General features: G+C 58.8%; 24 protein-coding genes. 23 read left to right on the top strand and 1 reads right to left on the bottom strand.

Annotation, left to right across the window (positions count from 1 at the left end):
• Positions 1-3: 3 nt before the first annotated feature.
• The 19 genes from IDM28_RS13310 (at position 4) to IDM28_RS13220 (ending at position 15,688) form a co-directional block, all read left to right on the top strand.
• Positions 4-183: a hypothetical protein gene (locus IDM28_RS13310; protein WP_188036184.1), complete on the top strand. Its 180-nt coding sequence runs from the start codon at positions 4-6 to the stop codon at positions 181-183.
• Positions 184-299: 116 nt separating this feature from the next.
• Positions 300-1,010, top strand: coding sequence for a hypothetical protein (locus IDM28_RS13305; RefSeq protein WP_188036183.1), 711 nt, complete (start codon positions 300-302; stop codon positions 1,008-1,010).
• A 12-nt stretch (positions 1,011-1,022) separates the two neighbouring features.
• Positions 1,023-1,991, top strand: coding sequence for a major capsid protein (locus tag IDM28_RS13300; RefSeq protein ID WP_188036182.1), 969 nt, complete (start codon positions 1,023-1,025; stop codon positions 1,989-1,991).
• Positions 1,992-2,039: 48 nt separating this feature from the next.
• The gene (locus IDM28_RS13295; protein ID WP_188036181.1) at positions 2,040-2,633 is read left to right on the top strand and encodes a hypothetical protein; all 594 of its coding nucleotides are present in this window, start codon (positions 2,040-2,042) and stop codon (positions 2,631-2,633) included.
• Between the two features lie 39 nt (positions 2,634-2,672).
• Complete coding sequence (locus tag IDM28_RS13290; protein WP_188036180.1) at positions 2,673-3,065, top strand: protein singed; 393 nt, start codon at positions 2,673-2,675, stop codon at positions 3,063-3,065.
• A 3-nt stretch (positions 3,066-3,068) separates the two neighbouring features.
• Positions 3,069-3,449, top strand: coding sequence for a glutamate 5-kinase (locus tag IDM28_RS13285; protein ID WP_188036179.1), 381 nt, complete (start codon positions 3,069-3,071; stop codon positions 3,447-3,449).
• Between the two features lie 3 nt (positions 3,450-3,452).
• The gene (locus tag IDM28_RS13280; RefSeq protein ID WP_188036178.1) at positions 3,453-3,839 is read left to right on the top strand and encodes an HK97 gp10 family phage protein; all 387 of its coding nucleotides are present in this window, start codon (positions 3,453-3,455) and stop codon (positions 3,837-3,839) included.
• Positions 3,836-4,243 carry a phage tail terminator-like protein gene (locus IDM28_RS13275; RefSeq protein WP_188036177.1) on the top strand — a complete coding sequence of 136 codons (408 nt, stop codon included), beginning with the start codon at positions 3,836-3,838 and terminating at the stop codon, positions 4,241-4,243. The genes IDM28_RS13280 and IDM28_RS13275 overlap by 4 nt, the downstream gene beginning before the upstream one ends.
• The gene (locus IDM28_RS13270; RefSeq protein WP_188036176.1) at positions 4,243-4,434 is read left to right on the top strand and encodes a hypothetical protein; all 192 of its coding nucleotides are present in this window, start codon (positions 4,243-4,245) and stop codon (positions 4,432-4,434) included. The genes IDM28_RS13275 and IDM28_RS13270 overlap by 1 nt, the downstream gene beginning before the upstream one ends.
• A gap of 65 nt (positions 4,435-4,499) precedes the next feature.
• Positions 4,500-5,669, top strand: a complete 1,170-nt coding sequence (locus tag IDM28_RS13265; protein ID WP_188036175.1) for a phage tail tube protein — start codon at positions 4,500-4,502, stop codon at positions 5,667-5,669.
• Positions 5,670-5,726: 57 nt separating this feature from the next.
• Positions 5,727-6,167: a hypothetical protein gene (locus IDM28_RS13260; protein ID WP_188036174.1), complete on the top strand. Its 441-nt coding sequence runs from the start codon at positions 5,727-5,729 to the stop codon at positions 6,165-6,167.
• An 89-nt stretch (positions 6,168-6,256) separates the two neighbouring features.
• Complete coding sequence (locus tag IDM28_RS13255) at positions 6,257-6,538, top strand: hypothetical protein (RefSeq protein ID WP_316937005.1); 282 nt, start codon at positions 6,257-6,259, stop codon at positions 6,536-6,538.
• A gap of 14 nt (positions 6,539-6,552) precedes the next feature.
• Positions 6,553-9,558, top strand: coding sequence for a phage tail length tape measure family protein (locus tag IDM28_RS13250; protein WP_262500086.1), 3,006 nt, complete (start codon positions 6,553-6,555; stop codon positions 9,556-9,558).
• Complete coding sequence (locus IDM28_RS13245; RefSeq protein WP_188036173.1) at positions 9,555-10,010, top strand: transposase; 456 nt, start codon at positions 9,555-9,557, stop codon at positions 10,008-10,010. Before IDM28_RS13250 ends, IDM28_RS13245 begins: the two co-directional genes overlap by 4 nt.
• Entirely contained in the window at positions 10,007-10,513 is a 507-nt protein-coding gene (locus tag IDM28_RS13240; RefSeq protein ID WP_188036172.1) for a DUF1833 family protein, read from the top strand. Before IDM28_RS13245 ends, IDM28_RS13240 begins: the two co-directional genes overlap by 4 nt.
• Before the next feature lie 10 nt (positions 10,514-10,523).
• The gene (locus IDM28_RS13235) at positions 10,524-10,919 is read left to right on the top strand and encodes a hypothetical protein (RefSeq protein ID WP_188036171.1); all 396 of its coding nucleotides are present in this window, start codon (positions 10,524-10,526) and stop codon (positions 10,917-10,919) included.
• Entirely contained in the window at positions 10,916-12,955 is a 2,040-nt protein-coding gene (locus IDM28_RS13230; RefSeq protein WP_188036170.1) for a host specificity factor TipJ family phage tail protein, read from the top strand. Before IDM28_RS13235 ends, IDM28_RS13230 begins: the two co-directional genes overlap by 4 nt.
• Complete coding sequence (locus IDM28_RS13225) at positions 12,949-13,638, top strand: host specificity factor TipJ family phage tail protein (RefSeq protein ID WP_316937009.1); 690 nt, start codon at positions 12,949-12,951, stop codon at positions 13,636-13,638. The genes IDM28_RS13230 and IDM28_RS13225 overlap by 7 nt, the downstream gene beginning before the upstream one ends.
• Before the next feature lie 58 nt (positions 13,639-13,696).
• A complete protein-coding gene (locus IDM28_RS13220; RefSeq protein WP_188036168.1) occupies positions 13,697-15,688 on the top strand; it encodes a hypothetical protein in 1,992 nt (663 codons plus the stop codon).
• Here IDM28_RS13220 and IDM28_RS13215 read toward each other — a convergent pair.
• On the bottom strand, positions 15,685-16,929 hold the full coding sequence (locus IDM28_RS13215; protein WP_188036167.1) for an O-antigen ligase family protein: 1,245 nt from the start codon (positions 16,927-16,929) through the stop codon (positions 15,685-15,687). The two genes, IDM28_RS13220 and IDM28_RS13215, sit on opposite strands and share 4 nt — an antisense overlap.
• Before the next feature lie 380 nt (positions 16,930-17,309).
• Here IDM28_RS13215 and IDM28_RS13210 point away from each other — a divergent pair, with 380 nt between their 5' ends.
• The 4 genes from IDM28_RS13210 (at position 17,310) to IDM28_RS13195 (ending at position 20,660) form a co-directional block, all read left to right on the top strand.
• Complete coding sequence (locus IDM28_RS13210) at positions 17,310-19,343, top strand: acyltransferase family protein (RefSeq protein WP_188036166.1); 2,034 nt, start codon at positions 17,310-17,312, stop codon at positions 19,341-19,343.
• Between the two features lie 74 nt (positions 19,344-19,417).
• Entirely contained in the window at positions 19,418-20,044 is a 627-nt protein-coding gene (locus IDM28_RS13205) for a glycoside hydrolase family 19 protein (RefSeq protein WP_188036165.1), read from the top strand.
• Positions 20,041-20,403 (top strand): hypothetical protein, encoded by a 363-nt coding sequence (locus tag IDM28_RS13200; protein WP_188036164.1) that lies wholly within the window; start codon positions 20,041-20,043, stop codon positions 20,401-20,403. The genes IDM28_RS13205 and IDM28_RS13200 overlap by 4 nt, the downstream gene beginning before the upstream one ends.
• Positions 20,400-20,660, top strand: a complete 261-nt coding sequence (locus IDM28_RS13195; protein WP_188036163.1) for a hypothetical protein — start codon at positions 20,400-20,402, stop codon at positions 20,658-20,660. The genes IDM28_RS13200 and IDM28_RS13195 overlap by 4 nt, the downstream gene beginning before the upstream one ends.
• The last annotated feature ends 311 nt before the right edge of the window (positions 20,661-20,971 follow it).

Here is a 20,971-nt window from a genome sequence, read left to right as displayed (position 1 = left end):
AGCATGGACGAGAAACCTGAATCGGCACGCCTTCAACCGCTGCCGGCCTTCACCGTTGATCCATTGGAGTCGGCCATTGCCAATGCCGCCTCATCGCTCGAAAGCGTGGAAGGGCTGGGTCGCCTGATCCTTGAGGCGCACCTGAAAGAGCTCTGCGCGCTCCAGCTTGAAAAGCTGAAGTAGCCCGCGCCACAAAACGCAACACCGCAATTTCGTGGCGCGCAATTTCCAAGCCCTGGCTGAGCCGGGGCTTTTTGTATCCGCAGGCAGGGCCTGCCCAACGTCTCTGGGAGACAGCAATGACCTTGAAATTCCAACTGGACAGCCTTGATGGCGTCGATGAATCGGTAGCATCCCTGTACGTCGAGAAGGACGGCAAGTTTGTCCTTGGCATCGATGGGCTTCCGCAGCAGGAAGACGTCACCGGCCTGAAGGCCAAGGTCGACGAACTGCTCGGGGAGAAGAAGGCGGCCGAGAAGGCGCGCAAGGAGGCCGAGGAAACCGCTCGCCTCGAGCGCGAAGAGGCGGCCCGCAAGTCGGGCAACGTCGAGGAGCTCGAAAAGTCCTGGTCCGAGAAGTACGCGCGCCGCGAGGCAGAACTGACCGGCCAGCTCGAAAGCACCAACAGCACCCTGCTGGGCCAGATCCGGGATCTGACCGTAGGGCGCACCGCTACCGAGATCGCCACCACCCTGGCTGTTCCAGGCAGCGCCAAGGCATTGCTTCCCCACATCGAACGCCGGCTGAGCGTCGAGCAGCGCGACGGTAAACCCACCGTTGTCGTGCTGGATGCCGCCGGCAAGCTCTCGGCGGCAACGCTTGACGAGCTGAAAGCAGAATTCACCAACGATCCGGCCTTTGGTCCGCTGATCGCTGGCAGCAAGGCATCTGGCGGCGGGGCCGGGGGTGCTGGAAAAGGCGGCGGGGCCGCAAGAGGCAACATCGGCGGCACCAAAGAGGAACGCACGGCGGCACTGGCCAGCCGGTTCCCAGACCTTCCATTGAAATAAGGAAATACACCCATGTCCCTGTCGCAAATGCAGGTTTTCAACGAATACATCATGCCGGCGACCATCGAGACGCTGGATCAGATGCTCGTTGCGTTCAACGCCGCCAGCCGCGGCGCCATCGTGCTGTCCCCGGACGGCTTCACCGGCGACTTCCTGCAGGAGTCGTTCTTCCAGACCCTGGCCGCTGCCCAGCGCCGCGTTGATCGCTACGCCGCCAACGGCGCCGCGCCGATCACCGACCTGACCGAGCTGAAAAACACTTCGGTGAAGGTAGCTGGCGGCTTCGGTCCGATCCGCTACGAACCTTCGCAGATGACCTGGCTGGAGCGCCCGACCGCTCAAGGCATCGAGGTCGCGTCCCGCGCGTTCGCCGAGATCCTGCTGAAGGACCAGCTGAACACCGCCATCGCCGCCCTGGTCGCCGCGATCACTGCCCAGGCCGCTGCCGTCAACGACGTGTCGGCCACCGCCGGCATCACCTACGCCGGCCTGAACAACGCTCACGCGAAGTTCGGTGATGCGAGCCAGAACCTGGTCACCCAGGTGATGCAGGGCACCACCTACCACAAGCTGGTGGGTCAGAACTTGGCCAACCAGCAGCAACTGTTCCAGGCCGGTAACGTCCGTGTGATCGACATCCTGGGCAAGGTCTCGGTTGTGACCGATGCCCCGGCGCTGATGCAGGATGGGACCCCGGACAAGGAGATCATCCTGTCTCTGGTCCAGGGTGCGGCTCTGGTGCACGACGGTCGCGACATCATCAGCAACGTCCAGACCACCAACGGCAAGGAGCGGATCGAGACCACTCTGCAGACCGACTACACCTTCGGCCTGGGCCTCAAGGGGTACACCTGGGATGTGACCGCCGGCGGTAAGTCTCCGACCGATGCCGAACTGGGCACTGGGACGAACTGGGACAAGACCGCCACCAGCATCAAGCACACCGCTGGTGTTGCTCTGATCGGTGACGCCTCCAAGTAACCCTGATGGCGGGCTGGGCCGATGGCTTGGCCCGCTGAGGACGTGAGCATGAGCAAGAACAACATCTGGTACTTGGCGGGACCGTTCCACCAGTATCAGGAGAACGTGAAGGCACTGGCTAAGGAAGCCGGCTTGGTAATCGTTGATGCCAACGCTGCTACCAGCCGCAAGGGCGAGGCCAAGGACGTCCCGGAGGTGACCATTCGGCCCGAGCTGAAAGCCGTGGCCGTGGTTGTCGAGCCTGGCGGACTGAGCCAGGACGTGGTCGATCAACTGACAGCTGAGCAGGCCGCTATTGGCTTGATCGTCGAGTCGTTCGCAGTGCAGAGCCTGGAGCGCCCAGAGGGTGAGCTTGGCGAAACAGCCGGCCGTCTGTTCCAGGTGCTGGAAGCGGTCAATGCCGGCATCGCCAGCTTGCAGCGCGAGCGCGACGGCGAAGCCGAGAAAGCCAGATTGCTGCAGAAGCAAGTGGATGACCTGCTGGCCCAGGCAGCCAAGCGTGAGCTCGAGACCGAAGAAGCCCGAGAGGCCAATGAGGTCGCCGAGCTTAAAGCCAAGCTGGACGCTGCGAACGTTACCTACCGCGCCAACGCCTCGAAAGAGTCGCTGCAGAAGCAGGTTGCCGAACTCGGCCAGCAGTAATCCCGGGGCCTTGGCCCCTCTCATTTCAGCGGAGGCCGGATGGCTACCTACATCACCGTGGCCGACGTGGATAGCATCCTCGGGGCTGCCTGGGCTCCCGACGCCGACAAGGAAGAAGCGGTATTCGAGGCGAACGCCTACCTGACCGCGCTCAACCTGGTTGGCATCGACATGGATGACATCCCCGACGACGTGAAGGAGGCTGGCGCCAGGCTGGCCAAGTGCGCATCCCAGGGCAAGCTGTACCAACAGCAGACCGAGGGATCGCTTGAGGCCAAAACGGTCAAGGCTGGCTCGGTATCCACCAGCAAGACCTTCGGCTCGATCGACAAGACCAGCACGGCCGCACAGCCGGCGTGCGTGCAGCTGGCTCTGGCCCTGCTCACGCCATGGCGCAGCAATCCATTCGCCTTCCGCGTGTCGAGGGGGTAGGGCATGGGCCTACGCGACGACATTCAGGCCGATCTGGCCGAGGCCTTCGACGATGACCTGGCTGATGCCGTGTCCGAGTTCACCGGCACCTACATGGGGCCCGGCGTCTGGGATCCGGTCAGCGAGACCACCACGGCCCAGCCGGTGAACTACACAGGGCGCGGCGTGCTCGACAGCTACGACAGCCGACGCATCGACGGGCTGAACATCTTGGTGGGCGATGTGCTGCTGATCTGCCTGGCCAGCGAAGTCACCGATAAGCCAGCCGTGGGGCACCAGATTACCGCTCCAGATCTGATCACCGGCGAGCCGGTCACGTACCGCATCGTCAGCCCCGGAATTGACCCAGCTGGGGCCCATTACGAGATTCATCTGAGGAAGTGACCCATGGCCAAGCAGGGATGGAGCACACCGCCAAGCCTGTTCGCTGGCGTGGTAGAAGAGGCGCTGACTCAGCGCGTCAGGGTGATCGCCTTGGCCATGCTCAACGAGATCGTGCTCCGGTCGCCGGTCGATACCGGGCGATTCCGAGGCAATAACATCGTGAGCGTTGGCGCCCCGGTCTACACGACCACCGAGAACCTGGACAAGAGCGGCGGCGAGACGATCCAGCGCGGCCTGTCTGCCATGAGCGGGCTTGAGCCGTACACGCAGGTGTTTATCCAGAACAACCTTCCATATGCCCAGGCCCTTGAAGATGGCCATTCCAAGCAAGCGCCGCCGAAGGGTATCTACGAAGCCAGCTTCCATGGCGTCACGCAGGCCTATTCATGACCTTCGAACAGATCCGCGCCGTCATCATCGGCCGCATGCAGCAGTGGGCGGGGATTCCAGCCGATGCCATCGACTACCCGAACAACCCGCAGGGGCCATCCAGTCCAGCAGGAAAGTCAATCTGGGCCAGGCTTGCGGATGTTCCTGGCCTATCCAGTACGCCAGAGGTCGGCAACGGCCCAAGCGTTCGACGCACGGGCATTGTCATCGTTCAGCTGTTCGTGCCAAGCAACAAAGGCACCCTGGCTATTACCAAGGCCGCCGACACGCTGGTGCAGCACTTCGAGTTCTACAGCGATCCGACGGGGCCATTCGACTGCTACGCGGCATCAGCCAGCACGATCGGCGACGACGGGCACGGCTGGTACCAGGTCAACGTTTCTATCCCCTACAGGGCCTACTGATGAGTCAGACCATGAAGGTTCGCTTCAATGGCGAGGTGGTCGACCGCGCCGTTGCTCATACCACCAGGGCCATTCAGGAAGACGGATCGATCGTTGAGTACGCCGAGCCGTTGCTCGAGCCAGACGAAGTGGTCTTCAGGCCCGACGACGACCCGCTGCCGATCATTGTGGTCCGCACCATCCCAGCCTGACCAAACACAAAACCTGCACCGCCACATGGCGGTTTTCTTACGCCTATCGATAGGAGAAACACCCCATGTCCAGTGGTGCCAAGGTATCAACCGCCTGGAAACGCGAGGTCACGCCGGGCATCACCCCGCCAGGCGATTGGAACGTGCTGACCCGTGTCAGCTTCGGCCTGGTGCCGACCTACAACACGGAAGAGAACAACGAGATCGGCGCCGACCGAATGGCCCAGGGCACAGCCCAGACCACCGTGGATGTTGGTGGCGATATCGAAACCAAGCTGCGCTACGGAGCGCTGGACGAATTCATGGCCTCCTGCTTCGGCAAGGACTGGGCCGGCAACGTGCTGACCATGGGTAACGACCGCATTTCGTTCTCCATCGGATCGTACGCCAGCGATGTCGGTATCGCGGCCATTGCCCGCGGCGCCCAGGTCGCGACCATGAACTTCGAAGTCCCAAACGACAACGAAATCACGGTAACCACCACCTTCGCGGCCATCGACTGGTCCGACAAGGCCGACAACACCTCGTTCATCCTCAACCCGATTGCCGAGGCGCACCAGCGCCGCTACGGGTTCAAGGACGTCACCGGCCTGAAGATCAACGGTGTGCAGCTGGGCGAAGACAACGCCTGCGTTGACAGCTTCAACCTGCAGTTCGACAACGCCGTCCAGACCCAGCGCTGCATCGGCAACGGCAACCCGTTCCCGGGCAACATCATCCCGACCACCTTCACCCCGTCCGGCTCGATCACCATGAGCTGGTCGAAGACCGCATACGAGTACTGGAAGGCGCAGCAGACCGGCGATGCACTGAGCTTTGAGTTCACCCTGAACAATGCCGATGGCGGGTACACCTTCTTCCTGCCTGAGATGGAAGTGAGCGGCGACTGGCCGGACGGCGGGGCCACGGACATCATCCAGGTTGAACTGAGCTACACCGGCCGGCGCATCCCACCGACCATCACCCGCATTCCAGGCCCCGTGGCTATCACCGCCGTTGCCGTCACCCCTGACACCCTCAGCTTGGAAGTCGACGAGACTGCCGACCTCGAGGCCGCGGTAACTCCGGTAGGTGCCAGTCAGTTGGTCATCTGGGCCTCTTCGGCTCCGTCCATTGCCAGCGTGAGCGCTACCGGCTTTGTCACCGCCCTGGCAGTTGGTACGGCCAACATCACGGCGACCAGCGCAGCAGACGGCACCAAGACCGACACCTGCGCAGTCACCGTCACCGCTTAACCCTTTGCCCGGCGCGCCCTGCGGTGTGCGCCGGGCCTTTTACCGCAGAGGAATACCATGGCCTTCACCATCGCAAAGAAGCCAGAGCTGGACATCAACGGTCAACGCTGGGTTGAGTTCGCACCTGGCGCCGAGATTCTGGTCGGTTCCATCGCAAGCCCGCTCTACAAATCTCATCAAGCACTGATCAACCGCCACCTGGCGCTGATCAACCAGCAGGCAGGCGTGGGCACTGCCGAATTCAGCCTGGGCGCCATCCCTGACGTCGAGCTGGAAACTGATGACGACCTGTTCATCGAGCTGGCCGCCAAGCACCTGATCAAGGACTGGAAAGGCGTAGACATTGAAGAGAGCCCGGGCGAGCCGGCGCCCTACACGCCAGAGCTGTGCATCCAGCTCATCAAGCAGATGAACAGCGTCTACTTCCTGGCGCTGCGCACTGCGACAGATATCGCGCGCCGCGTTGAAGCGAATGCCCAAGCCACCGCCGAAAAGTAGTCGCGGCATACCTGTGGGGTAGGGACTGGGCCGGCGAGGCGAACGAAAAGGCTCGCTGGAAGCGCGACCGCCTAAAAGATGTGTCGCCAGTGCCGCCGCAGCCCGAGATTGACGGCGTAACCGCTGAGATCCTTGAAGCCTACGGCTACATCAGCAGGTCCCGGCAGTACGTCGGCATGGTCGGCGCGCCCGCGCCCATAGCGCCGCTGGCGATCACGGAATACCTCGACCGCTACCCCTCAGCGATATGCCGCGAAGAGTTCGACGCTGCTGTCTTCGCCCTCGACGATCAGTTCCGCAAGCACTGGGATGAGCAGCACGAGAAGGCCCAGGCCGCCGCTGAATCCAAAAACAAACCCAAGAGGCGTTGACGCCGGAGGATGACATGGCGCAGGAATCCCGCCTGGCGGTAACGATCGACTCGCGGGGCGCCAAGCGCAATGCGGACGACCTGACCGGATCGCTGCAGGATATGACGCGCGCGGGCGACGCCGCCGCTGCATCAGCCGATGGCGTGAGCAGTAGCCTGGATGATCAGCGCAAAGAGCTGACTCAGCTTCTCGGTCAGATTAACCCCACGGTAGCCGCGCTCGGCCGACTGGATGACATGCAGGAGAAGCTGGCCAAGCTGAAGAAGGCCGGCATCGTCGAGAGCGACACGTTCGTCGAGTACACCGGGCGCATCAATACCATGCGCGAAGCTCTTGGCGAAACAACTGGCACGATGAACAAAGCCGGTATGTCAGCTAAGGCCTACAGCGCTGCACTGCGAAATGTGCCGGCGCAGTTTACTGATATCGCTGTAAGCCTTCAGGCTGGCCAGGCACCGCTTACGGTGCTTCTTCAGCAGGGTGGTCAACTCAAGGACATGTTCGGCGGCATTGGTCCTGCCGCGCGTGCTCTGGGTGGCTACATAATCGGGCTCGTCAACCCGTTCACGGTTGCAGCAGCAGCGGCTGGAGTTCTCGCTCTGGTCTTCTACGACGCAGAGAAAGAGGTCAGCGCCTTCAACAAATCGCTGTTCGCAGGCGCTGCTAACTCTGGGCAGACGACAGAAGGACTGGCGCAAGTCGCCAAATCAGCCGCCCAAGTGACTGGTGATCTGTCCGAGGCAAAGGCTGCCGTAATTGCCCTTGCTGCATCCGGTCGCTCCAGTGAAACCCAGTTCAGAAATTTGGCTCAGGCATCGTCAGCTGTTGCCAAGTTTACCGGGCAAGCTGCAGATGATGTGGCGAAGTCGTTCGGCGGGCTCGGAGACAGCGCCACCAAGGCGGCGCAGAAAATCAGCGAGCAGTACGGACTGGTGACTGCGGCCCAGTACGAAGTCATTGCAGGGCTGGAAAGCCAGGGTAGGAAACAGGAAGCGCTGGATGCGCTGAGCGAGTCACTGAACACCAATGCGCAAACCAGGCTTCAGCGCTACAGGGACTCTCTATCCGAGCTTGAGCGCGACTGGGACGATGTCGGCACGGCCATCAGTAACGCCTACGCCAAGGTCAAGGCAGAGCTTTTCCCTGATGACAACAAGCAGATCGAGATCGCGCAGCGCATCTTGGACACGAGGAAGGAGGGCGGCTTCACAGGTGCGCTGTCTAACCTGTTCAGCTTTGGCGACAACTCGAACCAGGCTCTTCGCTCCCAGATAAAAACTCTGGGTGAGCGCCGCGATGCCGCTGCATCTGCAGCCAAGGCTGAGGCGGACGAGACGAATGCCAATCAGGGGCGAATCGCAGCAGCTGCCCGATGGGCCAGCTCTCAGTTGGAGTACTTGGACAAGGAGTCCAAGAAGCGGAATGAAATAGCCGAGGCGCGCGAGCTTGGGCTGAAGGCTGGCAGGAGCGAAGAAGAGATCGCCAAGCGCGTGGCGGCTATCGAAAGCAAGTATGCAGATAAAACCAAGCCGAAGACGCCTCGCCAAGATGAGCGCGGCGTGGCTGAAGCTCAAAACACCTTCGCCCGCCTGTACAACCAGTACGACCCGGCAGCTCAGGCTGCGCGCACGCTCACCAAAGAGCAGGGGCAACTGGACCTGGCCTTGAGCAAAGGCAAAATCAGCCAGGAGGAGTACGGAAAGGCGCTGGCGCAGGCCTCAATAAACTACGCCGCAGCAATCAAGGGCGCCCAAGGCCTGACCCAGGCCGAGCAGTACCGGGCGCAACTTGAGCGGCAGCTGGCCGGTCAGCGCAATGAGTACAGCGTTGCAGCGGCAGGCGTGGGCATGGGCGACCAGCAGACTGCACGCATGCAGGAGCGCGTGCAGCTCGAGCAGCAGACCAACGACCGTATCCTGCAGCTGCGTACCGAACTGGCCAACGCCACGACGGAGAAGCAGCGGCAGGACCTGCAGGCGCAAATCTCGCTGACTCAAGAGTTCCTGCCGAAACAGCAGGCCGCGCTGACGGCTGGCTGGGCGCAGATGGATCAGGCCATGCTTAACCCTATCAACGGGTGGACGGCGGCGCTGCAGAACTTCCAGGTCACAGCAACGAACGTAGCAGGCCAGACACAGGCCGCGCTGACGGGAGCATTCAGTACCATCACGTCGGGGGTAGGGAGCGCCTTCGAGAAGATGACGCTCGATGGTCAGACCTTCGGCGAGTCGGTGACCCAAGTGACGAGGAGCCTTGTCGGCGGCGTGATCAACAGCCTTGGGCAGATGGCTGCTCAGTGGGTGATCAATCAGGGAGTGCAGCTTGCGTTTGGCCAGACCTCCGCAGCGCTGGCAGCTCAGCAGATCGCCCAGGTTGGCGCGGTGACGGCAGCTGAGACTACTGGCGCGGCAGCTGTGGCTACGGCCAAGGTTGCGGCGGACGGGTTCTCCACGGCTTCCAGTCTCGCGGCAACCGCGACCACAACCACCGCGCAGGTCGCTGCTGCCGGCACGACCATGGCGGCATGGCTTCCTGCTGCCCTGGTGGCATCGGTTGGCACATTCGGTGCCGCGGCCATTGTCGGCGGTACCGCGCTTCTGGCGGCATTCGCTTTGATTAAGGGCTTCAGCACCGGCGGCTATGTTTCAGGATCCGGTACGGGGACGTCCGACAGCATCCCGGCACGGCTCAGCAACGGTGAATTCGTCATCAATGCTCAGGCTACCAAGCGCAACCGCCAGTTGCTGGAGGCAATCAACTCTGGCGAGCGCGTGTCGATGTCTGGCGAGGGGCTGGCCGTGAACGCCGTTACCAGCACCGGACAGCAGCAGGCTCAGGGAGGCGGCATGAGCCTCACGGTCAACCTGATCGAAGATAAGGCGAATGCAGGGAAGGTGACGCAGACGCAAAGCGAGGACGGCCAGAACATCCTAGAAATCTGCGTCGCGAGCATTATGGGCGACGGTGAGCTGTATCAGGCGATCGGTTCTAAATTCGGAATGCAAGGGGTTGGCTCATGATTCAGTACCCGGCAGAACTGCCTTTGCCCCTGCAGGATGGATACACCCTCAACACCCCAGTCGACCCAATGCTTCGCACGCCAATGGAGTCGGGCAGGGCGCGGCAGCGCGTCTTGTTCGATGATGTTCCTGATCATGTGAGCGCGAAGTGGAACTGCGACCGAAACCAGATGGCGTTTTTCCGGGGCTGGTACGCAAGGACGCTCAACCAGGGCGTTGAGTGGTTTACCACTCGGCTACTGCTGCCAGAGGGGTTCATCGACGTTGAGTGCCGCTTCATCGGCAAACCAACCGGCCCCGCGCTTGTTCAGGTGAGTCGGTGGGAGTATTCGGCGACCCTTGAGCTGCGCGAGCCTTCGCTGATCCAGCCTGGCTGGGAAGACTTCCCGCAGTTCTGGTTCATGATGAACATCATCGACATGGCGGTTAACAGGGAGTGGCCCGAAGCATGACCGACTCAGCCATTCTTGAGCAGATCTATCGGGAGGCGGTTGCGTCGGGAGGCAAGGAAGCCTTTTTGCGGACGCTTGAGATCACCTGCCCGGCCTGGTCGGCGCCCGTGCTCATCTGCAACGGATTCAAGGATCGAATCTGCGGCACCGAGGATGGCCGGCTGGTGACATTCGAAGCGGCCAACATTGGCATCGCACTGGCCGCCAAGAACAACAAGGGCAATCAGGCCTTGGCCTTTGGAGTGGACAACACTACCGGCCGGGTTCGCCACCTTGCTGACGATGCGCTCGACGCCAATGCCAGGGTGACAGCCGTCTACCGCGTGTACTTAGCCAGCGATCTCTCAGCGCCTTGCGAAAGGCCCTATCGCATGTCGGTGGACAGCGATTCCTTCGAGCAAAACCAAGCCACCCTGCAGTGCGGTTTCTTCAACCTCATAGGCACCGGATTCCCGCGAGTTTTCTACACCACCAACTTCGTGCCAGCCCTCAAATACCTGTAAAGGCAGCCCTATGGAATGGATCAACAAGTACCTGTCATGCAGGTATGAGGACGGCGCTCGCGGTCCTGAAATGTTCGATTGCTGGGGGCTGGTCAGGGATGCGCGGCATGTGCACCTGGGTAAGCGTCTACTGCCGAGCTGGGGCCAAGTGCGCAACACCGAACCGAAGGAGTTCACCAGGGCTTACCGGGCAGAGGCCGAGCACATGGAAGTTTGCCGGCCGGAGCAGGGCGCGATTGCCGCGGTGATGCGTGGGCATATCTGTGTTCACGTCGCGCTGGTTGTTGACGTGGTCGGAAGGCTGAAGGTGCTGGAGATCAACCCCGCCCGTGGCGCCCGCTGCCTGTCGCTCTCTCAATGGCAGCGCGATCACAACACCGTCATTTACTACAGAGACCGGCAATGATCGAAATCTACCCGAACAAGCTCGCAGACGGGGCCGCCGAGGTGCGCGCAGTCACCACGCGGCAAACAGTGCTGGGTTGGTTACATGCCGATGGCCTACCGCCAGAGGTCGAGCCGGCAGCTCTGCCGATGAGCGTGTTCGTCAACGGCGAGCGGGCCCTGCCGACGCAGTGGGGGTCCATCGAATTCGGTCCGGAAGACAGTGTTCAGATCTACCGAGAGCCGAAGGGCACCGACCCGTTCTCGATCACCTTTGCGCTTGTCTTCGGCGCCAAGGCAGTGCTCGGCGCACTCATGCCGAAAATGCCTTCGCTCAACAGTCGGAGCAATACCAAGCGCGGCAACGACCTCGGCCTGGCCACCGTCAAAGGCAACCAGGTAAAGCTCAATTCGATCATTCGCGAGATCGCTGGGCGGCAGAGGCCCTATCCTGACTACGCGCTGCCGCCGAACCGCTATTTTGACGACCCTCGCTCCCAGTGGATTGAAATGCTTTTGGTGGTTGGGCGTGGCAAGTACGACATCCCGCTGAGCAACGTGCTGATCGGAGATACGCCAGTGATCTCGCTTGGCGCGGATGCTCAACTGCAGATCTACCAGCCTGGAGCAGACCTGAGCGCCGAAAACGCCGCGCGATGGTGGCATTCATCGCCTGAGGTAGGGGCGACCTCTACAGGCACTGCGGGCATTGAACTGAAGGCCACCTACGCCGTATCGCCCGTGCCGACTGCGCAGTCCTACCAGTTCGCAGGATTCACCGTGACAATCCCTACAGGGGCAGGGCAGTTCCCTGCCGGCTGGGCCGCAGGCATGATCGTTCGAATCGTAGTTGGCTACAGCTACGACGTGATTGATGGTGGTGCTGCGCGCGACATCATTCGCGGGAATCTTGATCAGATCGCCCCATATGTGGGGATGCCCATTGAGATCGTCGGAGCCAACGAGGGCAACTACACCGTAGCGAGTTACACGCCGGGTGTTGGTTCAGCGCCGGACGAGATGACTCTGGACTGGGAGGCTGGCGGGCCTGCTGCCGGCCTCACAACTGGTACCGGCCTGCAGATGAGCATTGGGGTTCGCGGGCTTCGATATCGCATCGTTGCGGCGAGCACTTCGTCCATCACTGTCGGGCGGATCAACGCCGCTGGGGAGCCTGACTCTACCTGGCCAGGCTTCGACGCTCTGACCACATCAGTCGCGCTTCTGCAGCTGGACGGATCAACACAAGAAGGGGACTGGTCTGGCCCGTACGCCGCCTGCCCCGATGGTGCTACGACAACCCGGCTTGCCTGGGATATCTTCTTTCCGCAGGGCTTGACGCACATCGGCGAGAACTCCGGGTTGCCTCGTAACTTCTCGGTTACCGTCGAGATGCAGTACCGCGACATCAGCACTGCAGGCGCCTGGACTTCCTTCAGGAAGACCTACACACAAGCCACTCTGGACCAGCTCGGTTTCACTGAGTATCTGAATATCCCGCAGATGCGCCCAGAGGTGAGGATGCGCCGCATCGGTGCCAAATCTACCAGCACCAATGACGCCAACACTGTTCAGTGGTATGGCCTGCGAGCGAACCTCACAGCGCCCACGCGCTATGAAGGCGTCACTGTCATAGCGCTGAGGGTGAAAGGCGGCAACCGAATTGCTTCCCAATCGGAGAGTCAGGTGTCTGTGGTGTGCACGCGCATCCTGCCCGTACGCCGAAACGGCGCCTGGGCGCCTGAGGAGCCAACCCGTGATATCTCGGCGTGGCTGGCCTATATCGCGCGCAGCGTCGGTTATTCGGTCGAGGATGGTAACTCCGACATTGATCTTGATGAGCTTGACCGCCTGCACGCGATCTGGACTGCACGTGGCGACTTCTTCGACCGCACGATCGAGGACGCCAGCACGGTGAAGGCCTGCATGATTGAGGCGCTCCAGGCGGGGTTTGCGGAGCTGACCATTGACCGCGGCCTGATTCGTCCCGTAAGGGATGAGCCGCGCGGGCCTGACTTCGACCACGAGTATTGCCCGCTGACAACCCGCAGGTGCTAACGAAACCACTGAAGCGTGACGCAGAGCATGCAACGGCAGACGACTTCGATGGTATCGATGTGGAGTACCTGGACGGAAACACGTGGCAGATTGAGACGGTGGAATGTCGACTGCCCGGGGATCTAGGCACACGTACTGAGAAGATCAGCGTGAACGGTGTTACCAGTCGTGCCCGCGCATGGCGTATCGGCATGCGCCGTCGCCGGCAGCAGGTGTACCAACGCAAGCGCTACAGCTTCTCCACGGAGCTGGACGCGCTGAACAGTGGCTATCTCGACTACGCACTACTCGGTGACACGACGCCCGGCTATGGCCAGAGCGCGATGCTCAAGGGCTACGCGAAGCTGGGCAGCCTGCACATGTTGGTTTCGACCGAGCCGCTCAACTGGTCCGCCGGCGGCGAGCACTGGATTGCTCTGCGGCGGCGGGATGGCAGCGCCTCAGGGCCCTACGTGGCCACTCGCATCGATGACTACCGCCTGACCATCCCAGCGCTGGACTTCGTGCCGGTGCTGGATAGCGCAATGGACGCGCCTGTTATCCAGTTTGGGCCTAAAGCCAAGTTCTGCTATCCGGCCCTGATCAAGGAGGTTAACCCGAGCGGTACCGTGAGCTGCAACGTCACCGCCGTGAACTACGACGAGCGCGTGTACCTGGACGACGACAACTTCCCGCCGGCTTGACCGGACCCTTAACGAGCATGCCCGCCACTGAGCGGGTTTTTTTATGCCCGGAGAAAACATGCGATACCAAACTGGCAACCCTGTTGAACCGGATGGATCCAGCGATCCTCGCGACTTGTATGACAATGCCGGCATCATCGATCTACTTGTGACGGGGCCTCTTGGCGAGTACTTAAATCGCCTTGGCGTTCCGCTCACCTCCTGGCGGGGCATGATGCAGCAGGTGATCGACTTCCTCGACGCGCAAGGCTACGAGTCTATCTACCTCGCCTATGCAGCTGGTGTAGTCGTAGAGCGGCAGAAGCAGCTTGTTCAGCGCAACGGGGAGCTCTACCGGGTAGCCAATATCGCTGATCTTCCGCTGACTCTCACTGGCACCTGGTCGACCGATGCGCCGAAGTTGCAGGCTGTTGGTGACGCCGCACTACGCCAAGCGCTTGCTTCGACTTCCGGCTGGTCAATGGTCGGCGCGGGCAGCTACGGCACCGTTGAGGACGCTATCGAGACCGTCGCTACCGATCTTGATTCATCGGCGAAGATGGTCGACGGTACAGGTTCGCAGACTACCGCAGCGGCCGTAAGCCTGCAGTTGATGATCAAGAACCACATCGACGCTTCCTGGTATGGCTTCAAGTCCGGCCGCACGCCTCTAGAGCAGGCCAATGCACTGCAGGCTGCTGCCGGTGCTGCGAAGGCCGAGAACAAAAGGCTCTTCGTCCCACGGGACAATTACACCTTATCTAAGGGGGTATTGATTGAAACCCCGCTCACAATGGATGGCGGTACTCTGGATTTCTCCGGCGGCACAGACTTCTCTGCAACCGGAAATACAGCCTTGAGGATCGCCGGGCAGGGTCTCAGTCTTCTGCCAGCGCTTGCTTCTGACGTTGCTAAGCATGCCGTGGTGCTGCCTCTTTCTTCCGCGCCCGCCGGTGTAGGACCAGGTGACATTCTGTGCATTCACAACGATTCGGCGGGTAGCTGGAACGCAATCAGGTCGTTCTACCAGGCCGGCGAATATTGCATGGTTAGCCAAGTTTCGGGCTCCAGCGTAAACCTGGCAGCGCCGCTGGCGGATGGTTACGCGGCATCGGCGGTAAAGATTTACAAAGTCCAATCTCTGAGGGGTGACTTTGACTTCAACGGCACTCAGGTAATCGGCCCTCCGATATCTTTGCTGAGCGGCATCGGGGTAGAGTTCGTGAACGTCGCAGGTTCAAACGTATACGGGCTTACCGCGAGAAATGCCAACCTTACGCAGATTCAATACACCCGTAGCATCGACATTGACAGCTTCGGGCTTCGGGCCTATGAGCTTGAGAACACAACAATGGGTAACGAGTACGGCCTTGCGCTAATCAATAGCCAGGGAATGCGTATCCATGGTGGCGAGTTCATCAGCAGCAGGCACGGCGTAGCGATGGGTGGGCTAACCGGCCCGGGCTCCGTGGTGAACCGGTACAACACTATCATCGGAGCAAGGATTGCTAGTCGCGGTGCTAATGCCCTAGCGGCTGACTTCCACGGCAATAGTGAGTACTGCCTGTACCAAAGTTGCCATATTGACGGCGGCGGCTCTGTAGGCGGCGACAAAAACGCTTATCGAGACAACGACATCATCAGCAGCCGCGATGGTTATCTTTTCTTCGGTAGTGAACTGAGGGGTACTGACCATGCGTTTGCTGGCAACCGCTGTTACGTGAAAGCGTCTCCGGCTGCAAACTTCGGAGTTGTTAACCTGGTGACCACGGCCAACTGCATCAGGGGCGGGACCTTGGACTTCAACAACTTTAAGATCTCCGGGGCCAACTTCGCACAGTTCCCGATTAAGATCGAGGATACCGGCAGCCTGGCAACAGACCGTAATGTCAGAATTGAAGGGCTCGATGTTCAAGCGGCATCAAGTTTGCAGTTCCTGCGCCTTCTCGGTCTCCCCGCAGCGCCTTGGAACAACCTGACACTGGGCGTAGTAACGACCACCGGCAACGCGACGCCCAGTGTCACCAACACAACGACCAAGGTGCGGATCCCTGCTCCGGTCGCTTTCTAATGCCTTCTCAATTCGGGGTTGTCAGACCCATCGCTTAGCGCTGTAGATTCAACTCGCGAACGAGATCTGACTAACCCTGAGTAGAGACCCAGCACCGCCGGAACAACAAGGTATGTAAAGTACTTTCCGAAAATAAGAAGGATGAACGCAGAGATAAGTAGAGAAAGTACCATGCAATCAGCTGTACTGCTATTTCTGCTCAAGAGCACTCTTTTCAAAAGCGATGCTATTGGAACTGTTATCAGCAGACAGAAGAAAACAAAGCCAATCAGACCTAGATCCTGCCAAGAAGAAAATATATTGTGAATGTAGAGCCCTTGCTCATAATCGCCGTAGCTGCCTGTTAGCGGGCTTTGCAGTATCTTTTCGATTCCAGATATGGCGATCTCGTTCCTGATGTTGGATGAGTTATCGGATTCTAGGTTTAGTAGATTTGTGACCCTATTGCTTGGGATCTCGACGACGCCAAACAAGAAGACCGATGTAGTGGCTACGATAATAATCGCAAGTATAAATATGCCAATAGGTTTGCTTTTGGATCTGAAGAATTCAAAGCATGTGGAAAATATCAAGAAGCCAGCGAACTCGCTACGGGCGCCATTCAGGTATAGGGCAGCTAGGGAGAGGGCGTACAAAGATAGTCGAAGCAATGTTGTGCCTGATAGAAATATGGAAAGGCACGACATTAAGAATAGCGAGAGAGCAAACCCTTGGTAAGATACTATGCTCTCGTTTTCGGCAGAGCCACTGCGCGGGTTAAATGCGCCGTCGCTAGAAAGACATATAACAATTGCCGCCAACGTCGCTGATAAGAAAATTAGAAGATTTCTGTTTTTATGGAGGGTTGAGAAAGCCCCCTTAAATGCCAAATACATTGATGCCATTTGTATTGAAGATATTAGATGCCACTCAAGCAAGTATTTCTCTGCGCCAAGCGCTCTGTGGGATAGAGCTATTGTCGCGAAGTATATTAAAAATGCAAAGTAGACAAAGTCGTGTGTTTGAATAACCGCCCGCTTACCGTGGCACAGAAAGTAGGTTATTGTTAGTAGTGGAAGCAAAGCAAAGCAGGCTGCGGTGAAGTACCCGCCGGCAAATGGAGGCATAACGCCGTAAGAAATTAATACTTGATACAGGAAAAAAGCCGGTAGCAGCATTACGACAGAAATTGTGGAGAATTTGCTGTAAAGAGTTGACCTCTGGCAAGTCCCAAAATCATCCGTGCGGGTATTGCCTCTCATGATCCGTCACCTTGGCTATAGTCTAGAGGTCTCTTCATATAATGGTTGCACTTAAATAAAATTAGATTCTGCATATTTCTTTAATGTGCCATTTATATTTCTCTGTAAAACGCTGCTATCAGCGAGAGAAGTATTATGATAAGCAGCATTGAGCAGGAGTAAAACTTTTCAATAGCCTGTTTAAATCTACTTGCTTGCATTTGTCCATCTATCCTTGAGATTGTTTTTCCGTTCAGTCGCCACATTTTACACGCTTCTGTTTTTTTTGCTTGCTGGGCTTAGCGACCGTGGCCTGCTTCTTTGTGGATGCTGCTCTGGTGGGTTCAGCTAGGGCTGGAATGCCAGTATACTCCGCCAATTTTTGACCAGGGGATAGAAAAATGCGGGCAGGGACGGCGCTAAGCAGCGCACTGGGCTACAAGCCCTTCATCGATGGGTTGAGGGCGCTATCGATTCTAGCTGTTGTGGCTTACCACGCTGGGGTGCCAGGAGTTTCCGGCGGCTTTGTGGGCGTGGACATCTTCTTCGTTATCTCGGGGTTCTTGATCGTTACCCACATTCTGAGCTCGCTCCAGGCTGGAACATTCACCTTTGGAGAGTTCTGGGCAAGGCGCGCTTTGCGGATTCTGCCCCCATATCTACTGGTCTTGCTGGCTTGCTCAGTCGCGGCGCCATTCATACTGGTGCTCCCGAAAGAGCTGACAGAGTATGGGAATCAAGCTATCTATTCTGCTGGAATGATAGTCAATCATTACTTTCTAGGCCAGCAGGGGTACTTTGATGGTCTTGCCGATACGAAGCCGCTGCTTCATCTCTGGTCTCTAGCCGTAGAAGAGCAGTTCTACCTTGTCGCCCCGATCTTGATATGTATCTTATTCTCAACCTCGAGGAAGATAACGGATCGTAGCGCTGCGGTGATTTGCTCAGTTGTGCTGGTCGCCATATTTGCTATGTCTCTTTTTGGTAGCATTACACTTAGCGGCGGTGGTGCAGGTAAAAATTACGCTTTCTTCCTGATGCCTCTTCGTGCTTGGGAGTTTATTGCCGGAGGCGTAATAGCATTCTTTATTCCGCTAATGCAGAGGTCGCCTAGGCTCATAGGTGAACTTGCGGCTATTCTAGGCTTGTGGCTTATTGGTTTTTCTATACTCACATACTCAGGCTCCAGTCCGTACCCATCATGGAAGGCAATTTACCCAGTAGCTGGTGCGGCCCTGATAATTCTGTGCGGCGTATCCAATCCAAGAATAATGGTCGCGCGAGCGCTTGCACTCAGGCCGCTTGTGGCTATTGGGCTTATTTCATACGCATGGTACTTGTGGCATTGGCCGCTGCTTACATTTGGTAGGATGTATAATTTCGGAGAGCGCATTCTCCCATTTGATCTGGCCATGGTGGGTGTATCGTTGCTTCTCGCATGGGCAACCTATGAACTGGTGGACAAGAGGGTTTTGGCTTGGCGGAAGAGCCTGCCTAGGGGGGCAGGCTGGGCGCAAACAGCGATGGCTGTTTCTCTGTGTATCCCTTTGGGAATATCGGGATGGTACATGGCCAATGGTTATGCTGCATCAGTATCCAAGGGATTCACTGAGGCTCAAACACCTAAGGTTGCGACACGTGCAGGTATCTGCGACCTGCATTTTATCGCAGACCCAACGGCATGCGTAAAATCTGCTCAAGCCAAAACAATGGGACTCCTGATAGGAGATTCTCATGCTGATGCGGCATACAGAGGTCTTTCCAAACACGCTAACGAGAATGAGTCAGTACTTGCCACCATGTCATCTGGTGGGTGCGCAGCTATGTTAGGCGTCCACGTAAACAATCCAGATTTAGCAATGCAGGGTAGATGTGAGAATGGCAGGGATAATGCACTAAAGATGGTTGGGGTTACGGTAAAACCAAAGTATGCCATTCTTTTTTCCAGCTGGACTATTTACGCTGGCCGCGGTCGGTATTCTTTGAGTGAGCCTGGATCTACGGAACCTTTTCCGGACACTCAGGCTGGATTCGTAGGGAAGTTAAAGGATACCTACGATTATCTAAAGTCTAAGGGTGTGGAGAGGATTTTAGTCATTGCACCTGTCCCTATTTTTAAATCTCTAGCTCCAACGTGTGTGATGCGATCTGATCGATACCGGTTAGACCGAGATAAGCACTGCTCAATTCCAAGGCTATCTGCTGAAAAGGATAGGTCTGACGTGGTGAAATGGTTGAATGAGTCGATTGTTGGTGAACAGAATGTCCGCCTGATCGACCCAATAGAAAACTTCTGTGATGCCGTGGTTTGTAGGAGTTACGGTGAAGAGGGGGTTTTATATGTCGATACAAATCATATCGGTGACTCAGGGCTAGAGCGTATCTATAAGGCAGAAACACCATCGTTCAAATGGGTTTTCGGAGAAAGCATGTAGATCAAGAATATAAGCCATCCGTAAAGAATATGTTGCCCGCCTAGTGCGGGCTTTTTTTGCCTGGAGAAACTCGCATGCCCATCACCGAGCAGCAGCTGCTGCAGGTTCTGCCAAAGGCCCGCACCGTAGCGGGCATTTTTTTGCCTGCGCTGAACCGCGCCATGGTTCGCTGGAAGATCGATAGCCGCCTGCGTGCCGCCGCCTTCATCGCGCAGATCGGCCACGAGTCAGGCCAGTTGCGCGTGCTGGTCGAGAACCTGAACTACAGCGCCGAGGCGCTGGTGCGCACCTGGCCCAGCAGGTTCACCACCCAGACTGCGGCGGCATACGCCCGGCAGCCGGAGAAGATCGCCAACCGCGTCTACAGCGGCCGCATGGGGAATGGTCCAGAGGCGTCTGGCGATGGGTGGCGATACCGCGGGCGCGGCCTGATTCAGCTTACCGGGCGCGACAACTACCGGGCGGCCGGCGCTGCGCTGGGGCTGCCGCTGGAGGATCAGCCGGAGTTGCTCGAGCAGGCCGATCACGCAGCACAGTCCGCTGCGTGGTGGTGGGCGAAGCACGGGCTGAACGAGCTGGCCGATGCCGGCCGCATCCAGGACATCGGCAGCATCATCAATACCGGAAAGCCTGGGCGAGTGCCGCATGGCGCTGCTGAGCGAAAGGCGCTGTATGACATCGCCGTGAGGGTGCTGGTATGAATTCCTGGGCGCTGCGCCTAGCCGGGGCCGGCCTGCTTATCCTGCTGGGCATGGCCGTGGGCGCCTGGGCGACTACTCACCACTTCCGCCCGCTGCTGGATGATCAGCAGGACAAGACCGCACAGTGCACCGCCGCGCGCGACAACCTGGCCGGGCTGGCTACAGAGCAGGGGAAAGCAATTGGCGACCTGATGCTTGCCGCCGCCGACCGCCAGGCTGCCGCCGAGCAAGCCGTGGGCGTGGCCAAGGCCAGCGCCGACACCGACTACGCCGCGGCGAACCGCCTGCAGCAGGAGCGGACCGGCGGCGACCAGTGTGCCGCCGCAACTTCGATAATCGACAAGGAGCTTGGCCTATGAGGGCGCTGCTGATTGTTTGCGCGCTGGTGCTGGCCGGCTGCGCGGGGCGGAATGAAGCAGAAACCCAGTACGTCCGCGTCGAGGTGCCGGTGCAGGTGCCGTGCCGCGCGCCGGATGTGGCCGTGCCGCCGTGGGCTGCCTCCGGCCTGCGCAAGGATGACAGCTTAGAAGTAAAGGTGCGGGCTCTGCTGGCTGAGCGCCGGCAGAGAACCGGCTACGAGCGGATGCTCGTGGCTGCCATGGCCTCGTGCCAGTAGCCACAATGCTGTAAAGGCGCTGATTTGAGCTTGCTGAGGAGCATGAGAGCGGCCGTGCGATATCAAAGTCCAAAAATGGCATAATCGTTCTTTTAGGGCTTTGAGTTATCGTGATGAATCGCAGGAGTTTTTTGGTATCGGCAGGGATAGTTGGTGCATTCGCTTCGATTCCATTTGCAAGAAGACTCACGCCACCCCGTCCGCTTCTACTCAGCGGAGCATACAGCTTGTGGTATAACCGGCCCGCAGTTGCCACAGTTTCGGGCGGCTTTGTATTCGGATATGTGACCTCGAACGGTGAGGTGAGCGCT

Source organism: Pseudomonas sp. EZ-C24 (assembly GCF_014525325.1).
Classification (GTDB): Bacteria; Pseudomonadota; Gammaproteobacteria; order Pseudomonadales; family Pseudomonadaceae; genus Aquipseudomonas; species Aquipseudomonas shirazensis.
The sequence above is the reverse complement of the archived record's forward strand: the minus strand, read 5'-3'. Positions and strand labels throughout refer to the sequence as shown.